At 55.7% G+C, this 23,115-nt stretch carries 18 protein-coding genes and 1 pseudogene; 8 read left to right on the top strand and 11 right to left on the bottom strand.

From position 1 onward, the window contains the following. Window positions 1-71 precede the first annotated feature (71 nt). The 4 genes from rho to HDF12_RS09890 form a co-directional block, all read right to left on the bottom strand. Window positions 72-1,322, bottom strand: coding sequence for a transcription termination factor Rho (rho, locus tag HDF12_RS09905; RefSeq protein ID WP_174336882.1), 1,251 nt, complete (start codon window positions 1,320-1,322; stop codon window positions 72-74). A 177-nt stretch (window positions 1,323-1,499) separates the two neighbouring features. Further along, entirely contained in the window at window positions 1,500-1,721 is a 222-nt protein-coding gene (locus HDF12_RS09900; RefSeq protein ID WP_179582507.1) for a DNA-directed RNA polymerase subunit omega, read from the bottom strand. A 474-nt stretch (window positions 1,722-2,195) separates the two neighbouring features. Then, window positions 2,196-3,788 carry a YifB family Mg chelatase-like AAA ATPase gene (locus tag HDF12_RS09895; RefSeq protein ID WP_179582506.1) on the bottom strand — a complete coding sequence of 531 codons (1,593 nt, stop codon included), beginning with the start codon at window positions 3,786-3,788 and terminating at the stop codon, window positions 2,196-2,198. A gap of 322 nt (window positions 3,789-4,110) precedes the next feature. After that, a complete protein-coding gene (locus tag HDF12_RS09890; RefSeq protein WP_179582505.1) occupies window positions 4,111-4,815 on the bottom strand; it encodes a hypothetical protein in 705 nt (234 codons plus the stop codon). A gap of 564 nt (window positions 4,816-5,379) precedes the next feature. Between HDF12_RS09890 and HDF12_RS09885 the strand changes: the two genes are divergently transcribed. Continuing rightward, entirely contained in the window at window positions 5,380-6,837 is a 1,458-nt protein-coding gene (locus HDF12_RS09885; RefSeq protein ID WP_373563913.1) for an L-serine ammonia-lyase, read from the top strand. 100 nt (window positions 6,838-6,937) lie between these two features. Here HDF12_RS09885 and HDF12_RS09880 read toward each other — a convergent pair whose 3' ends face one another. The 6 genes and pseudogenes from HDF12_RS09880 to HDF12_RS09860 form a co-directional block, all read right to left on the bottom strand. Further along, window positions 6,938-7,186 carry a hypothetical protein gene (locus HDF12_RS09880; RefSeq protein WP_179582502.1) on the bottom strand — a complete coding sequence of 83 codons (249 nt, stop codon included), beginning with the start codon at window positions 7,184-7,186 and terminating at the stop codon, window positions 6,938-6,940. Window positions 7,187-7,243: 57 nt separating this feature from the next. Beyond that, window positions 7,244-7,636, bottom strand: coding sequence for a class I SAM-dependent methyltransferase (locus HDF12_RS09875; RefSeq protein WP_179582501.1), 393 nt, complete (start codon window positions 7,634-7,636; stop codon window positions 7,244-7,246). 197 nt (window positions 7,637-7,833) lie between these two features. Continuing rightward, window positions 7,834-8,571, bottom strand: coding sequence for an OmpA family protein (locus tag HDF12_RS21985; RefSeq protein ID WP_218892339.1), 738 nt, complete (start codon window positions 8,569-8,571; stop codon window positions 7,834-7,836). A gap of 30 nt (window positions 8,572-8,601) precedes the next feature. Further along, a pseudogene (locus tag HDF12_RS22850) lies at window positions 8,602-8,994 on the bottom strand (DUF937 domain-containing protein); the annotation flags it as partial. A 188-nt stretch (window positions 8,995-9,182) separates the two neighbouring features. After that, on the bottom strand, window positions 9,183-10,364 hold the full coding sequence (locus HDF12_RS09865) for an acetyl-CoA C-acetyltransferase (RefSeq protein ID WP_179583616.1): 1,182 nt from the start codon (window positions 10,362-10,364) through the stop codon (window positions 9,183-9,185). Window positions 10,365-11,125: 761 nt separating this feature from the next. After that, window positions 11,126-11,953 (bottom strand): TolC family protein, encoded by an 828-nt coding sequence (locus HDF12_RS09860; RefSeq protein ID WP_179582499.1) that lies wholly within the window; start codon window positions 11,951-11,953, stop codon window positions 11,126-11,128. Window positions 11,954-12,075: 122 nt separating this feature from the next. Between HDF12_RS09860 and HDF12_RS09855 the strand changes: the two genes are divergently transcribed. Beyond that, window positions 12,076-13,155, top strand: coding sequence for an NAD(P)/FAD-dependent oxidoreductase (locus tag HDF12_RS09855; RefSeq protein WP_179582497.1), 1,080 nt, complete (start codon window positions 12,076-12,078; stop codon window positions 13,153-13,155). Between the two features lie 117 nt (window positions 13,156-13,272). Beyond that, window positions 13,273-14,406 (top strand): citrate synthase, encoded by a 1,134-nt coding sequence (locus HDF12_RS09850; RefSeq protein ID WP_179582495.1) that lies wholly within the window; start codon window positions 13,273-13,275, stop codon window positions 14,404-14,406. Window positions 14,407-14,515: 109 nt separating this feature from the next. On the opposite strand, the gene HDF12_RS09845 is transcribed toward HDF12_RS09850, so the two are convergent. After that, window positions 14,516-15,826 (bottom strand): hypothetical protein, encoded by a 1,311-nt coding sequence (locus tag HDF12_RS09845; RefSeq protein ID WP_179582493.1) that lies wholly within the window; start codon window positions 15,824-15,826, stop codon window positions 14,516-14,518. 750 nt (window positions 15,827-16,576) lie between these two features. On the opposite strand from HDF12_RS09845, the gene smc reads away from it, so the two are divergent. The 5 genes from smc to HDF12_RS09820 all read left to right on the top strand — a co-directional run bounded on the left by smc (window position 16,577) and on the right by HDF12_RS09820 (window position 23,105). Continuing rightward, window positions 16,577-20,464, top strand: coding sequence for a chromosome segregation protein SMC (gene smc, locus HDF12_RS09840; RefSeq protein ID WP_179582491.1), 3,888 nt, complete (start codon window positions 16,577-16,579; stop codon window positions 20,462-20,464). Between the two features lie 167 nt (window positions 20,465-20,631). After that, the gene (locus HDF12_RS09835; RefSeq protein WP_179582489.1) at window positions 20,632-21,264 is read left to right on the top strand and encodes a hypothetical protein; all 633 of its coding nucleotides are present in this window, start codon (window positions 20,632-20,634) and stop codon (window positions 21,262-21,264) included. 58 nt (window positions 21,265-21,322) lie between these two features. Beyond that, on the top strand, window positions 21,323-22,234 hold the full coding sequence (locus HDF12_RS09830; RefSeq protein ID WP_179582487.1) for a phosphoribosylaminoimidazolesuccinocarboxamide synthase: 912 nt from the start codon (window positions 21,323-21,325) through the stop codon (window positions 22,232-22,234). Window positions 22,235-22,238: 4 nt separating this feature from the next. Beyond that, the gene (locus HDF12_RS09825) at window positions 22,239-22,775 is read left to right on the top strand and encodes a CvpA family protein (protein WP_179582485.1); all 537 of its coding nucleotides are present in this window, start codon (window positions 22,239-22,241) and stop codon (window positions 22,773-22,775) included. Window positions 22,776-22,826: 51 nt separating this feature from the next. Then, the gene (locus HDF12_RS09820; RefSeq protein WP_179582483.1) at window positions 22,827-23,105 is read left to right on the top strand and encodes a helix-turn-helix domain-containing protein; all 279 of its coding nucleotides are present in this window, start codon (window positions 22,827-22,829) and stop codon (window positions 23,103-23,105) included. Window positions 23,106-23,115: the final 10 nt, after the last annotated feature.

Below are 23,115 nucleotides of genomic sequence, written 5' to 3'. Positions count from 1 at the left end.
AGCGAATCAAGCAGAAAACAAAAAAGAGCGCGGCCAAAAGGCCGCGCTCTTGCGTGCTTCTTACCTCGAAGTTAGATCGAGCTCATGTTGTGTAGAAACTCCTGGTTGTTCCGAGTCTTTGCCAGCTTGTCGGTCAGCAGCTCCATCGCTTCAACAGGCGACAACGGATTGAGTACCTTGCGCAAGATCCAGGTCCGTTGCAGATCCTCCTTCGGAATCAGCAGCTCTTCCTTACGTGTCCCGGAACGCTGAATGTCGATCGCCGGAAACACGCGCTTATCTACCAGCTTGCGATCCAGAATCACTTCCATGTTGCCGGTTCCCTTGAACTCCTCGAAGATCACCTCATCCATGCGCGAGCCGGTATCAACGAGCGCAGTCGCGATGATGGTCAGCGAACCACCTTCCTCGATGTTGCGAGCCGCACCGAAGAAGCGCTTCGGCCTCTGCAGAGCATTCGAATCCACACCGCCTGAGAGCACTTTGCCCGAAGGTGGAACGATCGTGTTGTACGCACGCGCCAGACGCGTGATCGAGTCCAGCAGGATCACCACATCGCGCTTGTGCTCCACCAACCGCTTGGCCTTCTCGATCACCATCTCAGCAACCTGGACGTGACGCGCCGCCGGCTCATCGAAGGTGGAGCTTATCACTTCACCTTTGACGCTACGCTGCATATCGGTCACTTCTTCCGGGCGCTCATCGATCAGCAGAACGATCAGCACCACCTCCGGATGATTCGCCGTGATGCTATTAGCGATCGACTGCAGCAACATCGTCTTGCCAGTACGCGGGGGAGCCACAATCAACCCGCGCTGCCCCTTGCCCACCGGCGTCAACAGATCCATCACCCGGCCGGAGATATGCTCGCGAACCGTCTCCATCTTCACCCGCTCCTGCGCATACAAGGGCGTCAGGTTGTCGAACAGAATCTTATTTCGTGTCTCTTCCGGCGACTCGAAGTTGATCGCCTCGATCTTGACCAGCGCGAAGTACTTCTCGCCCTCGTGCGGCGGACGGACATTGCCGCTGATCGTGTCCCCTGTCTTCAGGTCAAACTTGCGAATCTGTGAGGGAGAAACGTAGATGTCATCGGGACCGGGCAGATAGTTGTAGTCGGGAGAGCGAAGGAAGCCGTAACCATCGGGCAGAATTTCAAGCACACCTTCTGCAAAGATATGCCCCTCTTTTTCGCTCTGCGCCTGCAAAATCTTGAAGATAAGGTCTTGCTTGCGGAGACCACTGGTTCCGGCAATGTCGAGACCGCGCGCTAGTTTACCCAGCTCCGCGATGTTGTGTTCTTTTAACTCGGAAATAGTCATGTTTTACCTGGAAATTTGAATTTTAGGAGGGATTGTTTGGAACTGAGGCGGGATCTGCTTGACAGAGGGTCGTGCGGAAGGCCGGATGTGTGGTGAAAAATTCGAAAAGCGGATGGATTGTAGAGCGGATTAGAGGTTAGATTGATCCAAAAGTTGGAGAGGTGAAACAGCCGCGCGTTATGCCGCGCGGCGCTCTTGTAATTGTACCTTTTCTACGACAGCTTCGCCAGACTCATCCATTGGAATGGTGTCCTTGAAGCGATCCAGAACTTCGTTGGTGGTGTCCTGCAACCGCGTGTTTGGCTTATGCAGTTTACGCGTCGCTTTCGACGCCAGTTGACAAAGCTCATAGCGGTTGTTCACGTGCGTGAGAGCTCCAAAAATCAGATCCGAGCGCATAGTTTCTCCCTTTCAATTTCCGAAGCTGAAGCGTCTTGTTAGCGCTAACTCGCCCGAAATCATTCAAAATGTGGCAACCGATCTAGAGATCGCTACCGTGTTTAAGCCTCACACATTAGACGCAGAGAATCCATCCGGGGACTCCGCAATTCGTCAGAAATCTCGACTATCTTGATATCTGACATATTGCGTCTGCAAGACAACAACCTGCCCTGTTAGCTAAGTTAGCGTTCTTAGCTGAATCTGTTTCTTCCGTAGGATTCAGCGCTCGCCGCGCCCAAGTGTGAAACAGGAAGCTCGCCAGAAACCTGGCAAACCCAGAAGTTATCGTAGAAACCGGTTCGTGTTTAAGAGATCCTGCGACCCAGAGCAAACTACGACTTCAAGGAAAGTAAACTGTTCGACGCTCAAGGTCAATACTTTTTTCGGGAACCAGCGAATAAAGATATTCCAGAAATGGGAGACATCCGTTCTTCAGGACCAGTAACTTCGGTCTAAAGTGCGGTATTGAATTGCTTCTGCGATATGTTTAACTGCGATATCCTGCTCCCCTCCCAAATCTGCTATCGTTCTTGCTACCTTTAAGATACGGTCATGTGCCCGAGCACTCAACCCCTGCTGCTGCATGGCGCGTTCGAGCAGTCGTTCAGCATCAGACGATAGCTCGCAGTAGGAACGTATCTGCTGTGTATTCATCTGCGAGTTCGAAAATATCTGCCGCGAAACCGCCTTCGCCGAGCCCTTGGTCCGATCCCCCGCCTGCGCGAACCGTCTATGCTGCCGCTCCCTCGCCGCCAGAACGCGCCCACGAATCTGCTCCGACCCCTCCGCCGCAGCCCCACCCCGCAACTCCTTATATTGCACTGCGGGAACCTCTATATGAATATCAATCCGGTCAAGTAAGGGCCCGGAGACCTTCGAAACATATCGCTGGATCATCGGCGGCGTACACATGCACTCCCGCGACTTGTCGTTGAAATATCCACAAGGACAGGGATTCATCGCTGCTGCGAGCATGAACCGCGCCGGAAAACTCAGGCTCATGGCCGCCCGGGCGATCGTCACATGGCCATCCTCCAACGGTTGGCGCAATACTTCCAACACGTTTCGCGGAAACTCCGGCAGCTCATCCAGAAAGAGCAGCCCGTTGTGGGCCAGCGACACCTCGCCCGGCCGCGGCATCATCCCGCCGCCAATCAAACCGGCGTCTGAAATCGTGTGGTGGGGCGACCGGAACGGCCGATGGGCCACCAGTCCTTGCTCAGAATCCAAAACACCTGCAACCGAGTGAATCTTCGTCGTTTCAAGCGCCTCTTCGAATCTAAGCGGAGCGAGGATGGACGGCAGTCGCTTGGCGAGCATCGTCTTGCCCGATCCTGGCGGTCCAATCATCAAAATATTGTGTCCGCCAGCGGCCGCTACCTCGAGAGCGCGCTTCGCTACTTGCTGGCCGCGCACGTCTTTGAAGTCGAATGGAAAGTGCTGCATTTCGTTAAGCAGATCAGTCGTCTCCACTTTTAGCGGAGTCGCCTTGATGCCACCCAGCACCGCCGAGTTCAACAGCTCTCGCACCTCCAGCAGCGACTTCACCGGATAAACGTTGACACCCTCAACTACCGCCGCCTCCCGCGCATTGCTCGCCGGAATAATGAGGTTCGGAATCCCTTTTGCGCGCGCCGCCACCGCAATCGGCAGCATCCCCTGCACCGCCCGCAGGCTGCCATCTAACCCCAACTCCCCCACCAGCAGATAATCGCTCAGATCCTTGATGTGCAGTGAGCCATAGGCTCCCAATATCCCGATCGCAATAGGTAGGTCGAATCCCGAACCTTCTTTCTTTAAGTCTGCGGGAGCCAGGTTGATCGTGATCCGCGTGGGCGGGATTTCGAAACCAGAGTTCTTGATCGCAGAACGCACACGGTCACGACTCTCCCGCACAGCTGCGTCCGGCAATCCCACCGTGTGAAACTGTTCCTGGTCTAACTTGATGTTGGAAAAATCGACTTCTACATCGATGATGTGGGCGTCAATCCCATACACTGCAGCACTGCGAGCCTTGAAAAGCATTGATAAGCCGATAAACCCTTGGGGCGGAAGATTTTGCCGAGTATAGCACCCGCCTCATCACCTCACCGGCTCATTCCTCATCGGTCATGGGTTTCCATAGCGGCTCTTATTTGGTTGGGTGGGACGCTCGCGAATGAAGCGCAAGATTTTCTAAGCATTCTTCGGGCCTTTGTCCATTTTCTGGACAGTTTTAGCCTTCGCAGCCTTCTCCGCTTTGATCTTCGCGCTAACCTCTGCTTTAGAGATAGGCTTCATTTCGAGCATTCGGCGCAATACTGGTCTGCGTCTACGGTTATGTTCTTCATCGCTCGACCTTCGCCCCTTATGGCTTGTTGTGTTGCGAACAATAGTGAACTCTTCCATCTTTGCCAACAAAAAAGAGCATTTCAATTAGGTTCTTTCGTCTTTTCCTATCCTGCATGATCGCTCCGAAGTAGACGGCATGAGTTCCTTTCGCAAAAGACATCAATTCTTCCGCTCCAAAGGTTGACGATTCAAAAACTTGGTTCGATTCGCCGTCATTTACAGTCGGCATGTCTGCGTCTCTGCCCCGAGTCGAAAGGCTTTCCGAAACGATCTCCCAAAGCTCGTTTTCGATTATCTTTTCCTCGTCGAGCGTTGATGGTATCTGTCTTGTTTGTGCCCACACAATGTTTCGCATCGCTATTGTGCGCTCCGATAGATTCTTAAAGAAGACTTGGACCGTCAACATTTCGCCCAAACTCTTTGGAAGGGAAATAACTTTGATATCAGAGACTCGAAGTTCCAAAGTTCTGGCGGGCTGACGTAGCCACCACCCCGTCGCAAGAAGCAAAAGTAATAGAACTACAGACCATAATAGGGAGAGGCTAACAGTTAGATCGTGACTCCAAATACCGAACAAACCCACAAATAAAGCACTTACAAGCAATATCTGAGCAATTTTGAGGCTAAACCTTCCGCTCACTGCAACGGCACCAAGCAATAAGCAAATGAGAAGAGCTGTAATCGGACTTTCGAATACTTGACGGATTGCATCTGCGAGCATATTTCCAATGCTCTCATCGCATTGAAATCAAGTCGAATTGATTCGATAACAGAGGACACACCGGGCCTTTAGGTAAACGGTTCTAGACGAAAAACCCGAGCCTAAGTCAAACAGAGTCCCACGAATATTTCTTCAAATCTAACCCAAAAATCGCATGTCAAGCCCAAAACCATCTAAACCCATGAATCACAAGTAGATCCACTTGGCACTTTAGTTAGGTCTGACTGACTATACTTTTAAATAGTGGAGATAAAGCGCAGGTTCCAGACAGGATTACGCGCTAACTCGTTTGTTTGTAATATTCTGCAGGTAACTTCTTTGCTTGCAATATTTTACAGATCATGACTACCCGTAAATCATTGAAACGAAGATACTTACACGCGGGTAATATGGGGGGGGTACCACCCCAAGGACAGAAGGAGCAGAAGGGGGACGAAGATGGCAGCAAAATCACGCATAGCCCCCTTCCGCCGCCTCGCCCTCGAGCACCCACGAGCCGCAGCTGAAATCCCCCAGGTCCGCACCTTCAGCCAAAGCCAACTGCGGCCCCCTACAATAACCTCTGTGAACACCAGCCTCTTCGAACTCTTTAAAATCGGCATCGGCCCCTCAAGCTCCCACACCGTCGGCCCCATGCGTGCCGCCCTCCGCTTCACCCGCGAACTCACGGAAAAAAATCTCCTCGAACAGACCGCACGGGTCAACGTCGACCTCTACGGATCGCTCGCTCTCACCGGCATCGGCCACGGAACCGACCGCGCCATCCTCCTCGGCCTCCTCGGCGAAGCGCCTGACACCGTCGACCCCTACACCGTCGAAACAAAGATCGCCGCCATTCGCAACACCAACACCCTCGCTCTCGGCGGAAGCAAAACCATCCCCTTCTCCGAAGCCGAAGACCTCAACTTCCGCCGCAACCAGATGTACCCTGATCCCGCCGTGCACTCGCACCCCAACGGCATGCGCTTCACCGCCTTCGACAACGCCGGCCGAAAGCTCGCCGAAGAAGTCTTCTACTCCATCGGCGGCGGCTTCATCGTCTCCGAGGCCGAACGCACCGCAGTATCCGCAACCGATACGCGCACCGTTCCTTATCCTTTCCGCAGTGCCGCCGATCTCCTCGCCTTGGCGAAACAACACAATCTCACCATTGCGCACCTCATGCTCGCCAACGAAGTCGCGCTGCTAAACGACCCGGCAATCTCTATTACTCGCCCGCAGACAATATCCGCTTCATCGCAGATCAATCTTTCAGCCGAACAAAAGATTCGCGCCAGCATCCTCGCCCTCTGGCAAATCATGCAACAATGCACCGAGCGAGGTATCGCCACTGAAGGCATCCTTCCGGGAGGACTCAACGTGCGCCGCCGCGCACATCGCCTCGCAGAGCGCCTTAACACGATCGGCTCCAAAGACCCTCTAGCTCCCATCGACTGGGTTACCGTTTACGCCATGGCCGTCAACGAAGAGAACGCCGGCGGAGGCAGAGTGGTGACCGCTCCCACAAACGGAGCCGCCGGAGTGATTCCTGCTATCGGTAACTACTACCTTCGCTTCATCGATGGAACCGAAGCAGAGAAGGAAGAGGGCATCCTCCGTTACTTTCTTACCGCTGCAGCTATCGGTATTTTGTACAAAGAAAACGCCAGCATCTCGGGCGCCGAAGTAGGTTGTCAGGGAGAGGTAGGCGTAGCCTGCAGCATGGCCGCGGGTGGGCTGGTCGCCGCACTCAATGGCACGAATGCCCAAATCGAACATGCAGCCGAAATCGCGATGGAGCACAACCTCGGCATGACCTGCGATCCCATTGGCGGCCTTGTCCAGATTCCTTGCATCGAGCGCAACGGCATGGGTGCCGTCAAAGCCATCAACGCCGCCCGCATGGCCATGCACGAAACCGGCGACCACAAACTCTCACTCGATCAGATCATCGCCACCATGTACCAGACCGGCCTCGACATGCAATCTCGATACAAAGAAACCTCACTTGCCGGACTCGCCCTCAACATCATCGAGTGTTAGTGACGTCGCGGTTTCTTTGACCACGCTGCGCCGGCGAAAGGTGGGTGGCATGACACCATAAGACGCGTTGCACAGAACAGAACTTCATAGCCTCTCATGATTAGCTGCCAGACCTCCCATTCCCCTGACAAGCCATGACCGAACAGATGGTCCCTGTGTGCAGCAACCCGTCATGCTCGAACAGCGCGAAGAAATCCTCCAGCGCAACTTGCATCCCCATATACCCCCCATCTCCGGGCTTCGGAGTTGCGGAAAATGACTGTGTCTGCCCCAAGAACTCGTCGAGAGTCTGCACCTGTTCCCCAGACACCTCCTGACGAACCACCTCTCCCTCAGCAAACAGGTGCAACCTCTCCCATCCTTCGAGTCGGCTGGTGCGTTTCGCGATAGTCCCTTCCGAACTTCATCAAGATTTTTCATACGCCTCCGCCTCAGCCGACCCATCCTGGCTTCGACGGTTGCTCGCCAGAACGACCCAACCAGCCGGTCTGAGGATTCGTCGGAACTCCCTCACGGCCCTCTCTCGGTCAAACCAATGCCAAGCCCGACCCACAGATATAAAATCCACCGAGGCGTCTGCTAGAACGGTGTTTTCAGCCGTGGCCTTCTTCACCGTCAGCCCGGGCCAGGCCGTTGCCATTTGCTCGCAAGCCGCACGCATGTCATCATTCGGCTCTATCGCTACAACGGCATTCCCGTTTTCCAGAAAAAGCTCAGCCAGCATGCCTGTTCCAGCGCCGATATCTGCAACCATATGTTCCCGCTGCAGTCCGCAATGATCTGTCAGGATCTCGATCACCTTTGTCGGATATCGTAGGCGATACCGCTCATAGTCCTCAACTCGCCCGGTAAATCTTTCGGTATGCTTCATCGTGAAAGGTAAAAGGGGTGATTTCCCGCGTTATGGGCCAATCGCTGTCTTCGTCTTCCAAATAGAGCCGATGTGATCTCTGCATCGGCCCCTTACAACACTTGATCAACCATGCAACAGCAGGTCTACTTCTGAGTCACCAGCAGAGAAATGCGGCGATTTTGAGCGCGTCCCTCCTCAGTGGCATTGTCGCCAACCGGATACTGATCTCCGTACCCCTTGTACTCGAGCCGCGACGAATCGATCCCTGCCCCCACCAAAGCATCCATCACGTTCTTAGCGCGCGCACTTGAGAGAGCAACATTTGCAGCTGCGTCCCCCGTGTTATCGGTATAGCCGCCAATCTTTACGTGAGCGTTGGGATAGGCTTTTAGAATCGCAGCAATATTGCCCAACTGTTCCTGTGAAGATGGCTGGAGTTCAGCTTTACCAGTGTCGAACAACAGGCGATCGAAATTAAACCATGTTGTTGTATCTGCGGGTTTGGACGAGTCCCCCAGAAAACTGATCAGCTTGCTCTCAATACCGAAGCGGGGAATATTTAGTTCGACCCCATCGGGTAGCTTCGTTTTAAAAAAGTCTCCAAGAGCCGAAGTGCCTGCATTTGCAGCCGCAGTTGAAGCAGTTTGGACTGCATCACTAACAGGCGCCTTGGTTCGATTGAAAAACCAAACCAGGCATAGCAACAATGCGACCAGCAGAACGACAGGCCACAACCAACGATTGCCGGTAGCAACCTTTGCCGGAACCGCCGCGGTTAGATTCGAAGCGCCACCGAACAAGCTACCAAGTCCGGCTGGCAGAAACCGCTGGAAGCTTGGGGCCTCCGCCTTCAACGTTGAACCAAGATCAGCAGCGCTCAAATTGTTCTGTCGAACGTGCTGCCCTAAAACTCCAAGAACCAGTGGAGCAGCCATAGCCAGGAGCGACCCAGCCTTACCGCTCGAAAGACCTACGGAACGACCGATCGAATCGGTCACTGAGGACGTATTTGAACCGAAGATGCTTGATAGAAACTGGCTGCCAAGATTTGCGACTGGGGAGGACGTAGCGCCCGAGGCCAACGATCCCAGATTCGACGTAAGGTTTGAAAGAGCGCTCGGACCGTTCGCGGGGTTTGTAATGAGACTAAATACCTGTCCCAGAAATCCAGGTTGACCGATCTTCGCGACAAGACCCGCGAGCATAGCAGCGGACCCAGTCTGCAAGCCGCGTTGGACGGTATCAGTAGACTCTCCAAGTTGCGAAGCCACTGGGCCAATCACCTGAGGACCCAGCAGACCCATGAGGCTTTCCACGATAGAACCCGCCATAAGTTCTCCTTTTTAGACAATGATTTTTGATTCAAATTAGGAATCAAACTAAAAGGGGCCCAGGTTTTGACACTCATTTCAGAAATCTATAAATAGGGGCTTAAGATGTCCGTTTCACGAACTCCAGTTGTCCTCATACGGAAATTTTTGGTAGTGAAACATCACCCTCGTCCCACCGCTAACGCGACCGAGTTTCCTCCACCCAAACAAAGCGCAGCTATCCCCTTCTTCGCATCCCTTCGCATCATCTCGTAGATCAAGGTAACCAGTACCCGCGCACCGCTCGCTCCAATAGGGTGCCCAATCGCTACCGCACCGCCATTCACATTCACCTTCTTGGCATCCAGACCTAACTCCCTCATCACCCCCAACGCTTGAACGCTGAACGCCTCATTCAACTCGAACAAATCGACGTCATCCCGCTCCCACCCAGCTTTCTTCAGGACCTTCTGCACCCCGGTTACTGGAGCTAGCATCACCCACTTGGGAGCGACTCCGCTCGTAGCCTGCGCTTTGATCGTCACCATCGGCTTCAAGCCCAGCTCCTTTGCCCGCTCTGCCGACATCACCACCACCGCCGCAGCCGCATCATTCACTCCTGGAGCATTTCCCGCCGTCACAGTCCCATCCTTCCTGAAGGCCGGCTTCAAAGCAGCAAGCGCCTCCGCCGAAGCGTCCTCCCGCACACTCTCATCCCGCGACACCACGGTTACTGCACTCTTCTTCCCCGGCACGTTCACCGGCACCACCTCCGCATCGAACCGCCCCTCCTTCCAAGCAGCACTCGCCTTGCGGTGCGAAGCCAGCGCATAGGCATCCTGCTCCTCTCGGGTAATTAAATGCTTCTCCGCGACGTTCTCCCCTGTGATGCCCATGTGGTAGTCCTCACAAGCGCACCACAACCCATCCTTCACCATCGAATCGACCACGACTGAGTCGCCCATACGGAATCCCTTCCGCCCCTGCGGCAGCAGATAAGGTGCGTTGGACATCGACTCCATCCCCCCTGCCACCACAACTTCGGCATCGCCAGCCATCACTGCCTGCGCCGCCAGTGCCACAGCCTTCAAACCCGACCCGCACACCATATTGATCGTCATCGCCGAAACCGTATCCGGCAGCCCGCCTCGTAACGCTGCCTGTCGCGCCGGGTTCTGTCCCAGCCCCGCAGGGAGCACGCAGCCCATTAAACACTCGTCCACGCTCGCCGCATCAATCCCAGCCCGCTTCACCGCCTCGCGAACTGCGATGGCACCAAGCTCTACGGCCGTCATCTCCGCAAACGCCCCTTGAAACTTGCCCACAGGTGTCCGTACCGCAGCAACAATCACAACATCCTTCATCGATCGAAATACCTCGAGAAAAACTCTACTCCTCTGGTTGGACTTCGCACCAATCGGCAATCCGTGTCCCGAAGCGAAGACAGATCCCCGTTCATAAGACAAACCTTCTTAATCCCCGCCATCTGTCTATCCTCGAATTCGTATGCCTATAACAAAAATTTGAATCAGTAACATTCCGGCAATGCTGCGGTTCTTCCAAACCATCGCAAGTAGACACATACCTTCGCTCAGTGAGCTTTCCTCATCACCGCGTTTTTTGCAAAGGAGGACACACATTTGGACGTTCTCTTCGTATGCAACAAGAGCTCTCCTCTTCAACTCAATCTCCTGAGCCTCGGCTTGCATGACAACTTTTGTAATTCTTTCCATCGCTCCGATCACACAAAGGTCGTACTCTCACCAGCGTTTCATCTCTCAGCATTCACGGGCCGCCCTCGCTCCGCACAACTCCAGAACAAACTTCCAAAGCAGACGTGGCAGTCGTTTCGAACGTCCCCATGCAAAAAGAATTTGCCTTACCTTCATTTTTTGCTTGACAGTGAAATTTCGTAAATCTATACCTTCGTTAGCTGCATTGCAGCTAGTTGTAGAGTCAATGTCTAATCACTAGGGAGAATAGGCACATGGCAACCAAGAAAGCCGCAAAAAAAGCACCAGCGAAGAAGGCAGCAAAAAAGGCAACCAAAAAGTAATCCAACCAAGGCAAACAGAAAGGGGGACGCAATAAGCGTCCCCCTTTCTGCATTTGAAACAGCCTGTAGTTATGGTGTCGAAACCGCCTTCGCCGCGTTCTTCGGCGTCGATAGATATCCTGACACCTTATTCTTCTCGATTACATTCACCACCAACTCATACAGCACCGGATCCTTGCCGTTATAGAACTGCACCGGCTCATCCAGCCCCTTATCCTTCTTCTCAATCGTCCGGTCGTCCGAGCTCACATTCAATGTGTAGCGCGAATGTTTCTCGTCCGCCTTCTTCAGTTGCAGCTTGACCGTCGACAACAGCGTAGGTTTCGCGCCCTTCTGCAGCGTGAACTCCAAGTAGTTACGATCACCCTTGTGCTTTAGAACCTCCAACTCATCATGATTCGTAGCGATCAGCCCGCTCATCACACCGGCATCGCCGACCACGCGATTCAATTGCGTCTTGGTCGCCTCAAGGTCAGATTTTGTAGTTGCAACGTCGGTCTTCACACCGCCTACATCCGTCTTGACACTGGCAACATCGGTCGACACTGCGCCAATCTGCTTGGAATTTTTTGCCGCCTCCTCCTCCAGCTTTGCCGTGGCAACCTTCTGCTGAGCAATGATGCTCTGCGTCCGCAACTCAATCTGCTTCTGCGCAACTCCAACGCTTTGCCCAAGCGTCTCGCTCGTCGCTCGCAGCCGCGCGTTGGTCGCCTCCAGTTTTTCCGTCAGTTCAGTGTTCTTCTGGTCGGCCGCCACGATCTTCTGCTCTGCTGCGGCCAGATGGTTTTGCAAGCCGTAGCACCACACCAGTCCACCCAGCGCCGCCAGCAGCGCAGCCGCTACCACTCCAAGCAGTGCTCCCGAGATCGACCTCTGCTCCACGTACTCTTCGCTCATCACTCTCTCCTAAGCTTCTCTTTCTTTGAAACATCGTGAACTACGCTTTCATAGACTGCTCGTTCGCGCAAAACAGACACACCCAAACTATAACCTCTCCCTAAGCCAACTAAACTAATTCCATGAATCACCCCGACGTGTGCATCGCTGGAGCCGGCATCATCGGCCTCTCTCTCGCCCTTGAGCTCCACGGCCGCGGCTACCGCGTCGTCGTACTTGACAGGGGCGCTCCCCTCGCCGAGTCCTCCACTGCGGCTGCCGGTATGCTGGCCGCCCATGATCCCGAAAACCCGCCGCAGCTCCTGACTTTGGCCAATCTCAGCCTCTCGCTCTATCCAGAGTTCCTCGATCGTGTCCGCGCCCTCTCCGGCATCGACATCCCCTTCCAGACCCACGCGACCCTACAATCCGTTTCTCCCAATACCCCAGCAAACACCGAGCTGACCCACGAAGATTTAGCTCATCTGCTTCCCGCTCTCACGCCGGGGGACCATCGATTCATTCTTCTCGACGAACACAGCCTCGACCCCCGGCAACTCGCCTCAGCCGTCCTCGCCGCGATCGGTGCCACCAAGATCGATCTCCGACCGCATACTCCTGCCCTCTTCGCTCGTTCCATCGGCAACGAGGTTGAGATCACAAATCCCACTGGCGTCATTCATGCGGCACAGTTCATCAACTGCGCCGGAGCCTGGGCGGCCGCTGCTTCGCGCCTGCTGAATATTCCGGTGGTGCCCAAGAAGGGTCAGATGTTTTCCGTATCCCTTCCCTCCTCGCTTCCTCTGCAGTTCGTCGTCCGTACCCCCGACATTTACATTGTGCCCCGCACCATTGGCCCCGCTGCGGGTCGTGCCATCGTCGGAGCCACGGTCGAAGATGTCGGCTTCGACAAGACCGTCCACTCAATTGATATAGACCGTCTCCGTTTCCTGGCCTCCTCTCTCCTTTCGGCAATCGGTCACGCTCCTCAACTAGAAGCCTGGTCAGGACTGCGTCCCGCGACTCCCGACGGTCTTCCCCTCCTCGGAGTGATCCCAGGTCACCCGAATCACTTCATCGCCTGCGGCCACTATCGCAACGGTATCCTCCTCGCGCCAGCCGCCGCACACGTCATGGCAGAATTAATCGTCGGCGAAAGACCTCCCATAGACCTCTCGCCGTACTCTCCAGCACGATCCCTATCTCTGCTTCCGTCACCCTAGTTCGCACAACATCGCCGATATTCGCCCATCCCGTCGTGACAACCGTTTCTCCGCTGCGCTATAACCAGATGTACTTAGTTTGAGCCCGCATCAAATTCGCTCCTGGAGAAGCGCCTTATGTCCACCGCTGTCGCACCGAAAGGCCTGGAAGGCATCGTAGCCACCACGTCTGCCATCTGCTGGATCGACGGCGATGCTGGCGTTCTCTCCTACCGCGGCATCGATATCCACGAACTCGCGCAGCTCTCCACTTTCGAGGAGACTACCTACCTCCTCTGGTTCGGCAAACTCCCCAACGCGGCCGAGCTAGCTGAGTTCATCAAGCATCTCTCCGCCGCACGCGAACTGAATCCGAAAATTGTCGACTTCCTTCGCGGTGTTCCTGCCGATGCCACACCGATGCAGGTTCTCCGAACCGCTGTCTCTCTTCTCAGCATCTACGACGCCGACGAGGCCGACTGCACTCACGACGCTAACGTCCGCAAATCCTTTCGCCTGACCGCGCAAATCCCGATGATTGTCGCTCTCTTCGACCGCATTCGCAAACGCAAGCCCCCCGTCGAAGCCGACAGGTCTCTCTCCCACGCCGCCAACTTCCTGTGGATGCTCAACGGCGAAAAGCCCTCCGACACTGCTACGCGTGCCTTTGACATTGCCCTGATCCTTCATGCCGACCACGAGCTCAACGCCAGCACCTTCGCTGCGCGTGTCATCGCAGCTACCCTAGCCGATATCCACTCAGCGATCACCGGTGCCATTGGCGCCCTCAAAGGCCCTCTCCATGGCGGAGCGAACGAGGCGACTATGCGCCTTCTCTACGCCATCGATAAGGCAGGTGCTGATCCCGTCGAGTACGTCAAGCAGATGTTCGCCGAAAAGAAAAAGATTTCTGGCTTCGGCCATCGCGTGTACCACACAGAAGATCCCCGGGCGACCCATCTCCGCCGCATGTCCGAGGAACTGGGCAAAGCCGCCGGCAACACCAAGTGGTTCGACTTATCCCGCAAGATTGAGCTCTTCGTAAAGCAGGAAAAGAAACTCAACGCCAACGTCGACTTCTACTCTGCCTCTACCTACACCACCCTCGGTATCGATATAGATCTCTTCACGCCCATCTTCGCCATCAGCCGGATCTCAGGCTGGGCCGCCCACGTCATAGAGCAGCACGACGACAACCGCCTCATACGCCCACGCGCCGACTACACCGGCCCGGCCTACCCGGCGAGCTACACCTCCATCGAAAAACGTTAACTTTTACACCTTCCTACTAACTACGGCACGTAGAATCCCACCGATTTTCCGACTTTCCTAAACACAAAAAGGCAGCCCTTGCGGGCTGCCTTTTGTAAGCTATAGGGGTCTAGTGATGAGCAGGATGATGCACGGGTGCTTTGGTCGGAGTCTTCTTCGGCTCGACCACAGCTCCATCGCTCATCGTAATCAAAATGGGGCTGGGGGTGAATGACGCGTAAGTGCCGCTCACGGTGACCTTCGCTCCCGCCGCGGGTGGCGTCTTCAACGGCGCCGTCAGCTGGAAGATAAAATCTGCCGTCTTGGATTGCACGGCATCGTCAGAAACAGCAACTTGCAGCGCAGTATCGGAGACAGATATTACAGTCGAATCTGGGAATTGGACTGACTTACCCTTCATGGTATCCCAGACTTTTGCAGCATCCTCAGGCTTGCCATTGGCAAGGATGAACTCTTTATCACTGATCGCCAGTGTAGAAAGGTCTGGCGTGCTTGAGATAACACCGGCGACAATATCGGCTGGCGACGGCGCCGGTTTGATCTTAAAGTCGGCAGGTGGATTAAGATTCGTTTGCACGGCAGCCGTGACTGCATCGTAGCCATCGTCAGCACCGTGATACTTTTTGTAGCAGAACTTCGCGAGCGGCAACATCTGGCTCTTGTAGGGCTCGGGCGCAAAAGCCGCGGCACGCGATGCGTACCAGGTGCAGTTCACATAGTCGGGAGGAGTCGACTGGTAGTAAGCCTGCCCCAGAATAAAGGTGTCCTGTAAGAGCACGCCGGGGGTCTGGGTCTGCGCGACTGGAACGCTACCCAATTCAGACTTGTAGTTTGTAATCGCGGTAGCGGTATCTTTCTTGTTCAAAGCAGCCGCACCAATCGCGCCGTAGAACACAGGAGTCGCTGCGTCTTTGACCTTGGCGAAGTCTGCGTCGCTCATATCTGCCGGTTTGGTAGTGACCGCCAGCCCCTTCTGCGCAAACTCGGCCGCCTTGTCCAGCGCCGCCTGCTTTGCGGTCGGGTCAGTCGCCTGATCTCCCTGCTGTTTCCGGAAGTAAACCTCAAAGGTCAGGGCGCGCAGGTTGTTCGGGTCTACCTGCAACAGCCGATCCGCTGCATCCAGGGTCTTAGCTGGATCAAATGCAGCGTACGCCAGCATCAGCTGCTCCAGCACGGATGCTTTCACCGGGGACTGCGGATAGGCCGTCAGATAAGCTTCAATTGCGGATGCTTTGGTCTGGGGCGTGGTCTGGCTTATCGCATCATTATAGGCTTTATATTCAGCAGGCGACAGCTGTACTCCGCCGCTCGCGGCCTGCGCGTTGGAACCAAGATTGACCTGGGTTTGTGCCACAAGGGGTCCCGCAGCACTTGCCATGCTAGCGACCGCCAGGAGAGACGCAACGACTACCTTCTTCATTCCACACTCCTCAATAAATCTTTCTTTCAAATGTGTCACCGATGCTTCCGGGGCCACTTGGATATAAGACGAAACAGAAACCGATCATAATGCCTCAGTGGTTGTCCTCGCCGTGCCTAACCCTTCGGCCAGACGGTTGAAGTGTTCGTAGCAATCCGGGATGATGATGCGGATTATAGAAACGCCGTTGCTCAAAACGCAAGCTGACCCAACCTTTAGCAGCAATAAAAGTGTTATACACGAACAATCGCGTCCGGGGACTTCATAGCGAACAAGCAGCCCCAAAACAGAGACCCCGACCAACTCGCGTCGGTCAGGTGTCTTGTTCTACCGAAGCAAGCTACTTATGCGCTGCTGACTAAGATGAGCATCTGTCGAATACTCGTGCGCTTGAGTGGAGTGTTGGTGCGCCGTGACCGCGTGCTCATGGGCGGCCTCATGATTGCCATTGACGTGGTGCTAGGCGGCCGCATGGTGCTCTCTTTCGGCTGCATCGCTGGCTGATTAAAATCTCATGCAATGTCCCACATTACGATCCCATCAACTTGGTGAAATCCAGGGAATACAAACTCACTATGACAATCCTGAATCTTGCTTAAGCCACCCATTTATTGCGTTTCAGTCCAATTATCCACAATATGTAGTGTTGTACCCGTTGATTCCATACCGAACCGGAGCTAGAGTTGAATCAGTCTTATTCGACTGGGGAAAGTTTCTCAAGACTCATCGGTCCGCCCCATAGAGGTGCACTTGCTCAAGCTCAAAAAAGTCCAGATACTCGGCTTCAAATCCTTCTGTGATCGCACCGAAGTTCAGCTTTCCGGCGAAGGCATCGCCGCCATCGTCGGCCCCAACGGGTGCGGGAAATCCAACATATCCGACGCCATCACCTGGGTCTTGGGCGAACAGTCCGCCAAAAGCCTCCGCGGTATCAAGATGGAGGACGTCATCTTCGCCGGCACCCGAGAACGCAAGCCCACCGGCATGGCCGAGGTCTCGCTGACCCTCGTCGACCCCGAGGTCTACGATGGAGCCAGCCTCCAGGACGACCCCGAAATCATCATCGATGAAAACCTTCCCACCGACTGGGACGAGACCACCTTGCGCCAGCAGCGCTCCGAAGAAACCGAAGAAGCCGTCGCCGAGGCCCAACCCGGCACTGTCATCGAGGGCGAGGCCAAGGGCCCACAAATCCTTCCACCTCCAACCGAGACAGACGCGGCAGCCGAACTTGCCAATCCCAACAATGTCGTCCTCAAGATTCGTCGCCGAAAGTTCGGCCGCGCCCCCGTCCGCGCCGGCGAACTCACCATCACCCGCCGCCTCTTCCGCTCCGGCGACAGCGAATATCTGCTTAACGGCAAGATCTGCCGCCTACGAGACATTCAGGACATTTTTATGGGCACAGGCCTTGGTGGTGAATCTTACGCCATCATCGGCCAGGAGCGCATCGGTCAGCTCCTCTCCGCCAAGCCTCACGACCGCCGATCCATCATCGAAGAAGCCGCAGGCATCACTCGCTTCAAGACAAAAAAACGCCTCGCCGAGTTGCGTCTAGAATCCGCCCGCCAGAATCTTGCCCGCGTAAACGACATCTTCGACGAGGTCACCCGTCAGATGACCACTCTGAAGCGCCAGGCCGCCAAGGCTGAACGCTATGGCGCGCTCCGCGATGAACTCCGCACTCGCCTTCGTGTCGTCCTCGCCAGCCGCATGTCGCAGTTAGATATCGAGCAGGCCGCCACCACCGAGAAGATCACCGCGCTCGCTGCCCAGATCGACACACAGGCCACCACGGTTGAAGCGATGGACGCCGAGCACACTGAGGGCGTCAATTTCGGCTACGGTCTCGATCAGCAGATCCGCGAAGCCGGAGCTCAGGCGAACCAGTCTGCCGTCGAACTCGAGCGCATCTCTGCCCGCTCGGCCTCGAACGCCGACCGCATCGCCGAACTCACCAACCGCATCGCAACTGGCGCCGACGATCTCGCTCAGGCCCGCGAACAGCTTGCCAGCCTCGCCGGCGAACTTGAAGAGCATCGCAACTTCCTCAACAGCGCTACGGTCGAGTCCGCTGAATCACGAGAGGCCGCCCAGAGCCATCAAGCGCAGGCGCAGGAGGCCGTCCGCAGCGTTGCGGCAGCCGAGCAGCAGGCTGAACAAAACCGCCGCTCCACCATGCAACTCGTCCAACGCATCGCCCAGACTCGCAACGAAGAGGCTCAGGCGGCAGCAGCTCTTGCTGGTCTCGACCGTGAAGCGGAACGGCTCCTCTCCGAGTCGGAGATCGCCAGACAGGAACTCGAAACTTTGGGTCTGCAGCGTGGGCAGGTCAAGATGTCGTTCGAGTCGGTGACCGAGCGCCTTAAGCGTCTCGAGGCCGAGATCGCCGAACTTCGCCTCCAGGTAGAAGCCCGCCGCAACGAGGAGTCTCAGTCCAAACGCCGCGGCGACCAGTTGCGAGGCGAGGTAGCATCCCTCGCCGGCCGCCGCACCTCCCTCGAAGCGCTGATTCGCGAACACAGCTATTCCACCGATACCGTTCGAAATCTCTTCAAGACTGACGCCTATAAGCAGAATGCCAATGGCATGGCGGCTGTTGGCACTCTCGCCGACTTCCTCGAAGTAGACGGCAAGTACGAAAATGTCGTCGACGAATTCCTCCGCGACGAGCTCAACTACGTCGTGGTCAAATCCTGGGACGCCGCGAACGCAGGAATGCATCTCCTGCAGACCGACGTCACAGGCCGCGCCACCTTCCTCGTACACCCCAACGACTCCCAGGCTAACTTCGCCTTTGCCGAAGGCATGCCAAGCATCGCCCAGACCAACATCGAAGGGATCGAAGGCGTCGTCCCCCTCAAGGAGTGCGTCCGTGTTCTCGACGGCTTCGGCAAATCCCTCGAGGTTATTCTGCCCAAACTCCGTGAGGGTTTCGTCGCTCCAGACTCCTACACTGCCCGCTCGCTCGCCCTCTCAAACCCCCAGGCATTCTTCCTCTCCCCCACCGGTGAGACCTTCCACAACGTCACGGTCACCAGCGGACGCCCCCGCACGCAAGGGCCCCTCGCTCTCAAACGCGAACTCGCAGAGGTGCAGCAGAAGTTGGAAAAAGTCGAGCGCGATCTGGCTCAGACAGACCGAAACACCATCGAACTGCAGCACCAGATGGCCGCTCTCAATGCGACGATCGAAGGCAAAACCCACGAACGCCGCGACGCCGAGCGCGAGTCCGCAAACTCCGGAGCAGCTCTCCGGCAAATGGAGTCGGAGGTCGCTCGCATTGAGCGCCGCCTGCAGGACTGGGCTCTCACCAACGAACGCAATCGGGAAGCACGCAATCAGAAAGCGGACCTGATCGCGCGTCGTCAGCAGGAGGCGGAAGCCTTCGAGAACGAGCGCAGCACCTTGGAAGCCAGCCTGGCCGCCCTTCAAGAGCAACTCGAAGAGCTCCGCGCCCGACGCGAAGATCTTCAACAGGGCGCAGCAGCCGCCTCCGCCGCGCTCGCCGGATTAGAAGAGCGTCGCCGCAACGCAGCCGCAAACTTCGAGCAAACGACGCGCCTATATAACGGTCAAAACCAGCGTATCCAGCAACTCGACCAGCAAATCTCCTCTGCCGGCGCAGAGAGACTCCGCCGCGAAGAAGAGACCGCCGCTCTCGCGGTCCAGCACACCGAACTCTCAGACGTTCGCGCCTATGCCGTAGCTCAAGGCGCACGCCTCACGGAAGAGGCCCACGCTTTGCGCGTCTCTATGGCCGACCTCGACGTTCGTCTCCGCACCCTTCGCCACGAGACCGAAGCCCTCCGCGAGCAGCGTGCAGCTCTAACTGCCCGCGCCGCAAAGCTCACCTCCGACATTGAGCACATCGACGCCACCTGCCTCAACGATCTTGGCGCCGAAGCCATCACGCTCCGCGAAGACCAGACCATCACCCGGATCGAAGGCGACGACCTCCACACCCAGGAGGAAGAATCCCGTGCCCTCAAGCAAAAACTTGAAGCCATGGGTCCGGTCAACATGATGGCCCTCGACGAGTACAACGAAACAGTCACCCGTCACAGCTTCCTCGAAACGCAACGCAAAGACCTGCTCGATTCCATTGAGAACACACAAGCCTCCATCAAGGAGATTGACGACGTATCCCGTCTCAAGTTTGATGAGGCCTTCAAGGTCATCAACGAAAACTTCTCCGTCACCTTCACCAAGCTCTTCGGTGGCGGTCAGGCCCTCATGAAACTCACCGATGCCGAAAATTCCAACGAGAGCGGCATCGACATCATTGCCTCCCCCCCAGGGAAGAAGCTTCAAAACATCCTCCTGCTCTCCGGAGGAGAAAAAGCGCTCACCGCTCTTTCCCTCCTCGTTGGAATCTTCCAGTTCCAACCCGCCCCCTTCTGCATCCTCGACGAAGTCGACGCACCGCTGGACGAAACTAATGTAGGCCGCTTCGCAAAACTCATCCACGAAATGAGTGCAAATACACAATTCGTCGTCATCACCCACAGCAAACGCACCATGTCCCAGGCGGACATCATCTACGGAGTCACCATGCAGGAGCCGGGCGTCTCTAAGATCGTCAGCGTCAACCTTAATCGCCGCGACTCCGCCGACAATCGTCGCGCCGTGGCGTGATGCCCCAAGCCTTTGCGCAGCTGGAGCGATTCACCACTCGCTCCAGCTTTTTTTCCAGTGTCGCTGAATTGTCCGTCTTATCGCTCCCGGTAGATTGTCACTGACAAAAACAGAAATCAATGAGTATTTCTACACGCACCGACGAAAGCAGCTAATCTGAAAACGGCATGAACATACCGCTCACAACTGCCGTTCTTATTTTGTTGTCAGGAGCGATGCTTCTGGTGCGGATCTTTTGGGACAGGATCCACTCTCGCCTCAAGCTCAGCATCGTCTCAGCATCCATAGCCTTGGTATTGATTCAGGTGTTCTTCGCTGCTTCCAAATGGGGAACGACCTCCGACAGATTGAATGTCTTTATTAACTGGTTAGCCGTCGCAGCATACGAAATCCTGGTTCTCCTCTTCACGCGACTATCTCCAAGATGGTTGACGTATTTCAGCGCGACGATTTTATTAATCCCCGTGTTTGGAGCGAGTATTATGCTCCCACTTGCCGAACTCTTCGACCCTTCTTCCTACAAGACAGTACCCATCGGCGGTAACCTCTTCTATGAAGTCAAACCATGGGGTAACCCCGGCAGTGGCAATAAAGGGGCCGATCTCATCGTCTCCTATCATCCCCCAATCGCCCCATTTCTCCGCCATAAAGTCCGGGTCATTCCTTTTAATGATCGCGAATGTAACTCAAATGCCGCCATCGCTATACCTTTTCCTGCAACGAAAACCGTTCTCGGCCGCTGCCCGCGTTGGCCGTCCGAGTCCGAGGGAACTGTCGACAAGTTATTCCCACTGTCCTAGCCTGTTACTGTCTGTTTCAGTCTGATCGCAAAACCCAAAAGGTGGTACCGTCGACCCAATGCCAGCAGCCTTACTACAGACCAATCTTGGATCACTTCCCCTTACCGCCCGCGGCAAGGTTCGTGACATTTACGCCATCTCCCCCGACCAGCTCCTTTTCGTAGCCAGTGACCGCATTTCTGCTTTCGATCATGTCCTGGGCAGTGGCATTCCGTTCAAGGGGAGGATTCTGACCCGGTTGTCGCTTTTCTGGTTTGATCTCCTCAAGCCGATCGTCCCAAACCATCTGCTCACCGCCGACTCCACACAATTTCCCCCAGAACTCCAGCCGTTCCTTGACCAGCTGGAAGGTCGCAGTATGCTCGTCAAGCTAGCAAGGATGTTTCCCGTCGAATGTGTCGTCCGCGGCTATCTTTCCGGATCCGGCTGGAAGGACTATCAGCAAACCGGTTCGATCTGCGGCATCAAACTACCAGTCGGTCTTCGAGAGTCAGATCGTCTGCCTGAGCCAATCTTCACCCCGGCGGCAAAAATTCACTCTGGCGGCCACGACGAAAACATCTCCTACGAAATGGTCGAGAAGACGATCGGCGCTACCAATGCCAATGCGCTGCGCACACTCACGCTCAAAATCTATGAGAAAGCAACCGAGCATGCAGCCAGTAAAGGACTAATCCTAGCCGACACCAAGTTTGAATTCGGTCTCACCACCGACGAATCGGGAAATGAGCAGATCATTCTTGCCGACGAGGTACTAACCCCCGACTCCTCGCGATATTGGCCAGCGGATTCCTATAACCCTGGCGGTCCTCAACCTTCTTTCGACAAACAATACGTCCGCGACTATCTCGAATCGATCCACTGGAACAAGCAAGCTCCCGCACCCGCGTTACCGCGTGAGGTGGTCGTCCGCACCAGCGAGAAATATCTCGAGGCCTATCGCTTGCTCACTGGCCGTACAAACCTTTAGGCGCATGAACCTCTTCGACTGGTTCTTGATCGCAATTCTGGCCTACTCCACCATCGTCGCCTTCCTGCGCGGCATTATCCTCGAGCTTTTCTCACTTGGCGGCCTGATCGCGGGAATCCTGATCGCCAGCTGGAACTACAACCGCCTGACTGTGTATCTTGAGCGCCTGATCGTCACACCATCAACCGCAGAGATCGTCTCCTTTCTCCTTCTCGTGATAGGAGTCATGGTGCTTAGCGCGTTGCTTGGCAAATCTCTCAACCGCACCGCTCACGCCATCGGACTCGGCTTCTTCGACAGGATGCTCGGAGCAGTCTTCGGTTTTGTGCGTGGTTGCCTCTTGGGGGTAGCCATCCTGACAGCTATCGCCGCCTTCCTCCCTCATCCCAGCTGGATTAAAAATTCGCAGCTATCTTCCTATTTCCTTGCGGGGGCGCATGCGGTATCCTTCGTTGTACCTTACGACCTTCAGCAACGGATTCTGGATGGCGCCGCTCAACTCAAGCACAACGCGCCCTATTGGATCAAACCGCTACGGTAGAGGCACAATGAGAGTGTGGTTCCACAAAGGGGCCACCAGCGAGGAATAACCTTGAAGCGCGAAATGGACGGCTTGATCACACAGATGCACAGCGCCGGCATCCCCTACTCGGAGGCCGTACGTCAGTTCAAGAAGCGCTACATCCTTGAAGTGTTGGCGCATCACAAGGGAAACCAGTGCAAGGCCGCCGACGAACTCGGGATGCACCGCAACACCCTTAGCCGTACCCTCGCCGAGCTTGACATGGACACCGCGCAGATCCGCAACGGCATGCGTCGCCCCCCCAGGAGCGAGCGCCCACACATTCAGAATATTGCCAGCGCCCGTTAACTTCCGCCTC

It is taken from the genome of Tunturiibacter gelidiferens (assembly GCF_013410115.1).
Classification (GTDB): Bacteria; Acidobacteriota; Terriglobia; order Terriglobales; family Acidobacteriaceae; genus Edaphobacter; species Edaphobacter gelidiferens.
Note: the sequence above shows the minus strand (reverse complement) of the source record. Positions and strands in the feature narration are given on the sequence as shown.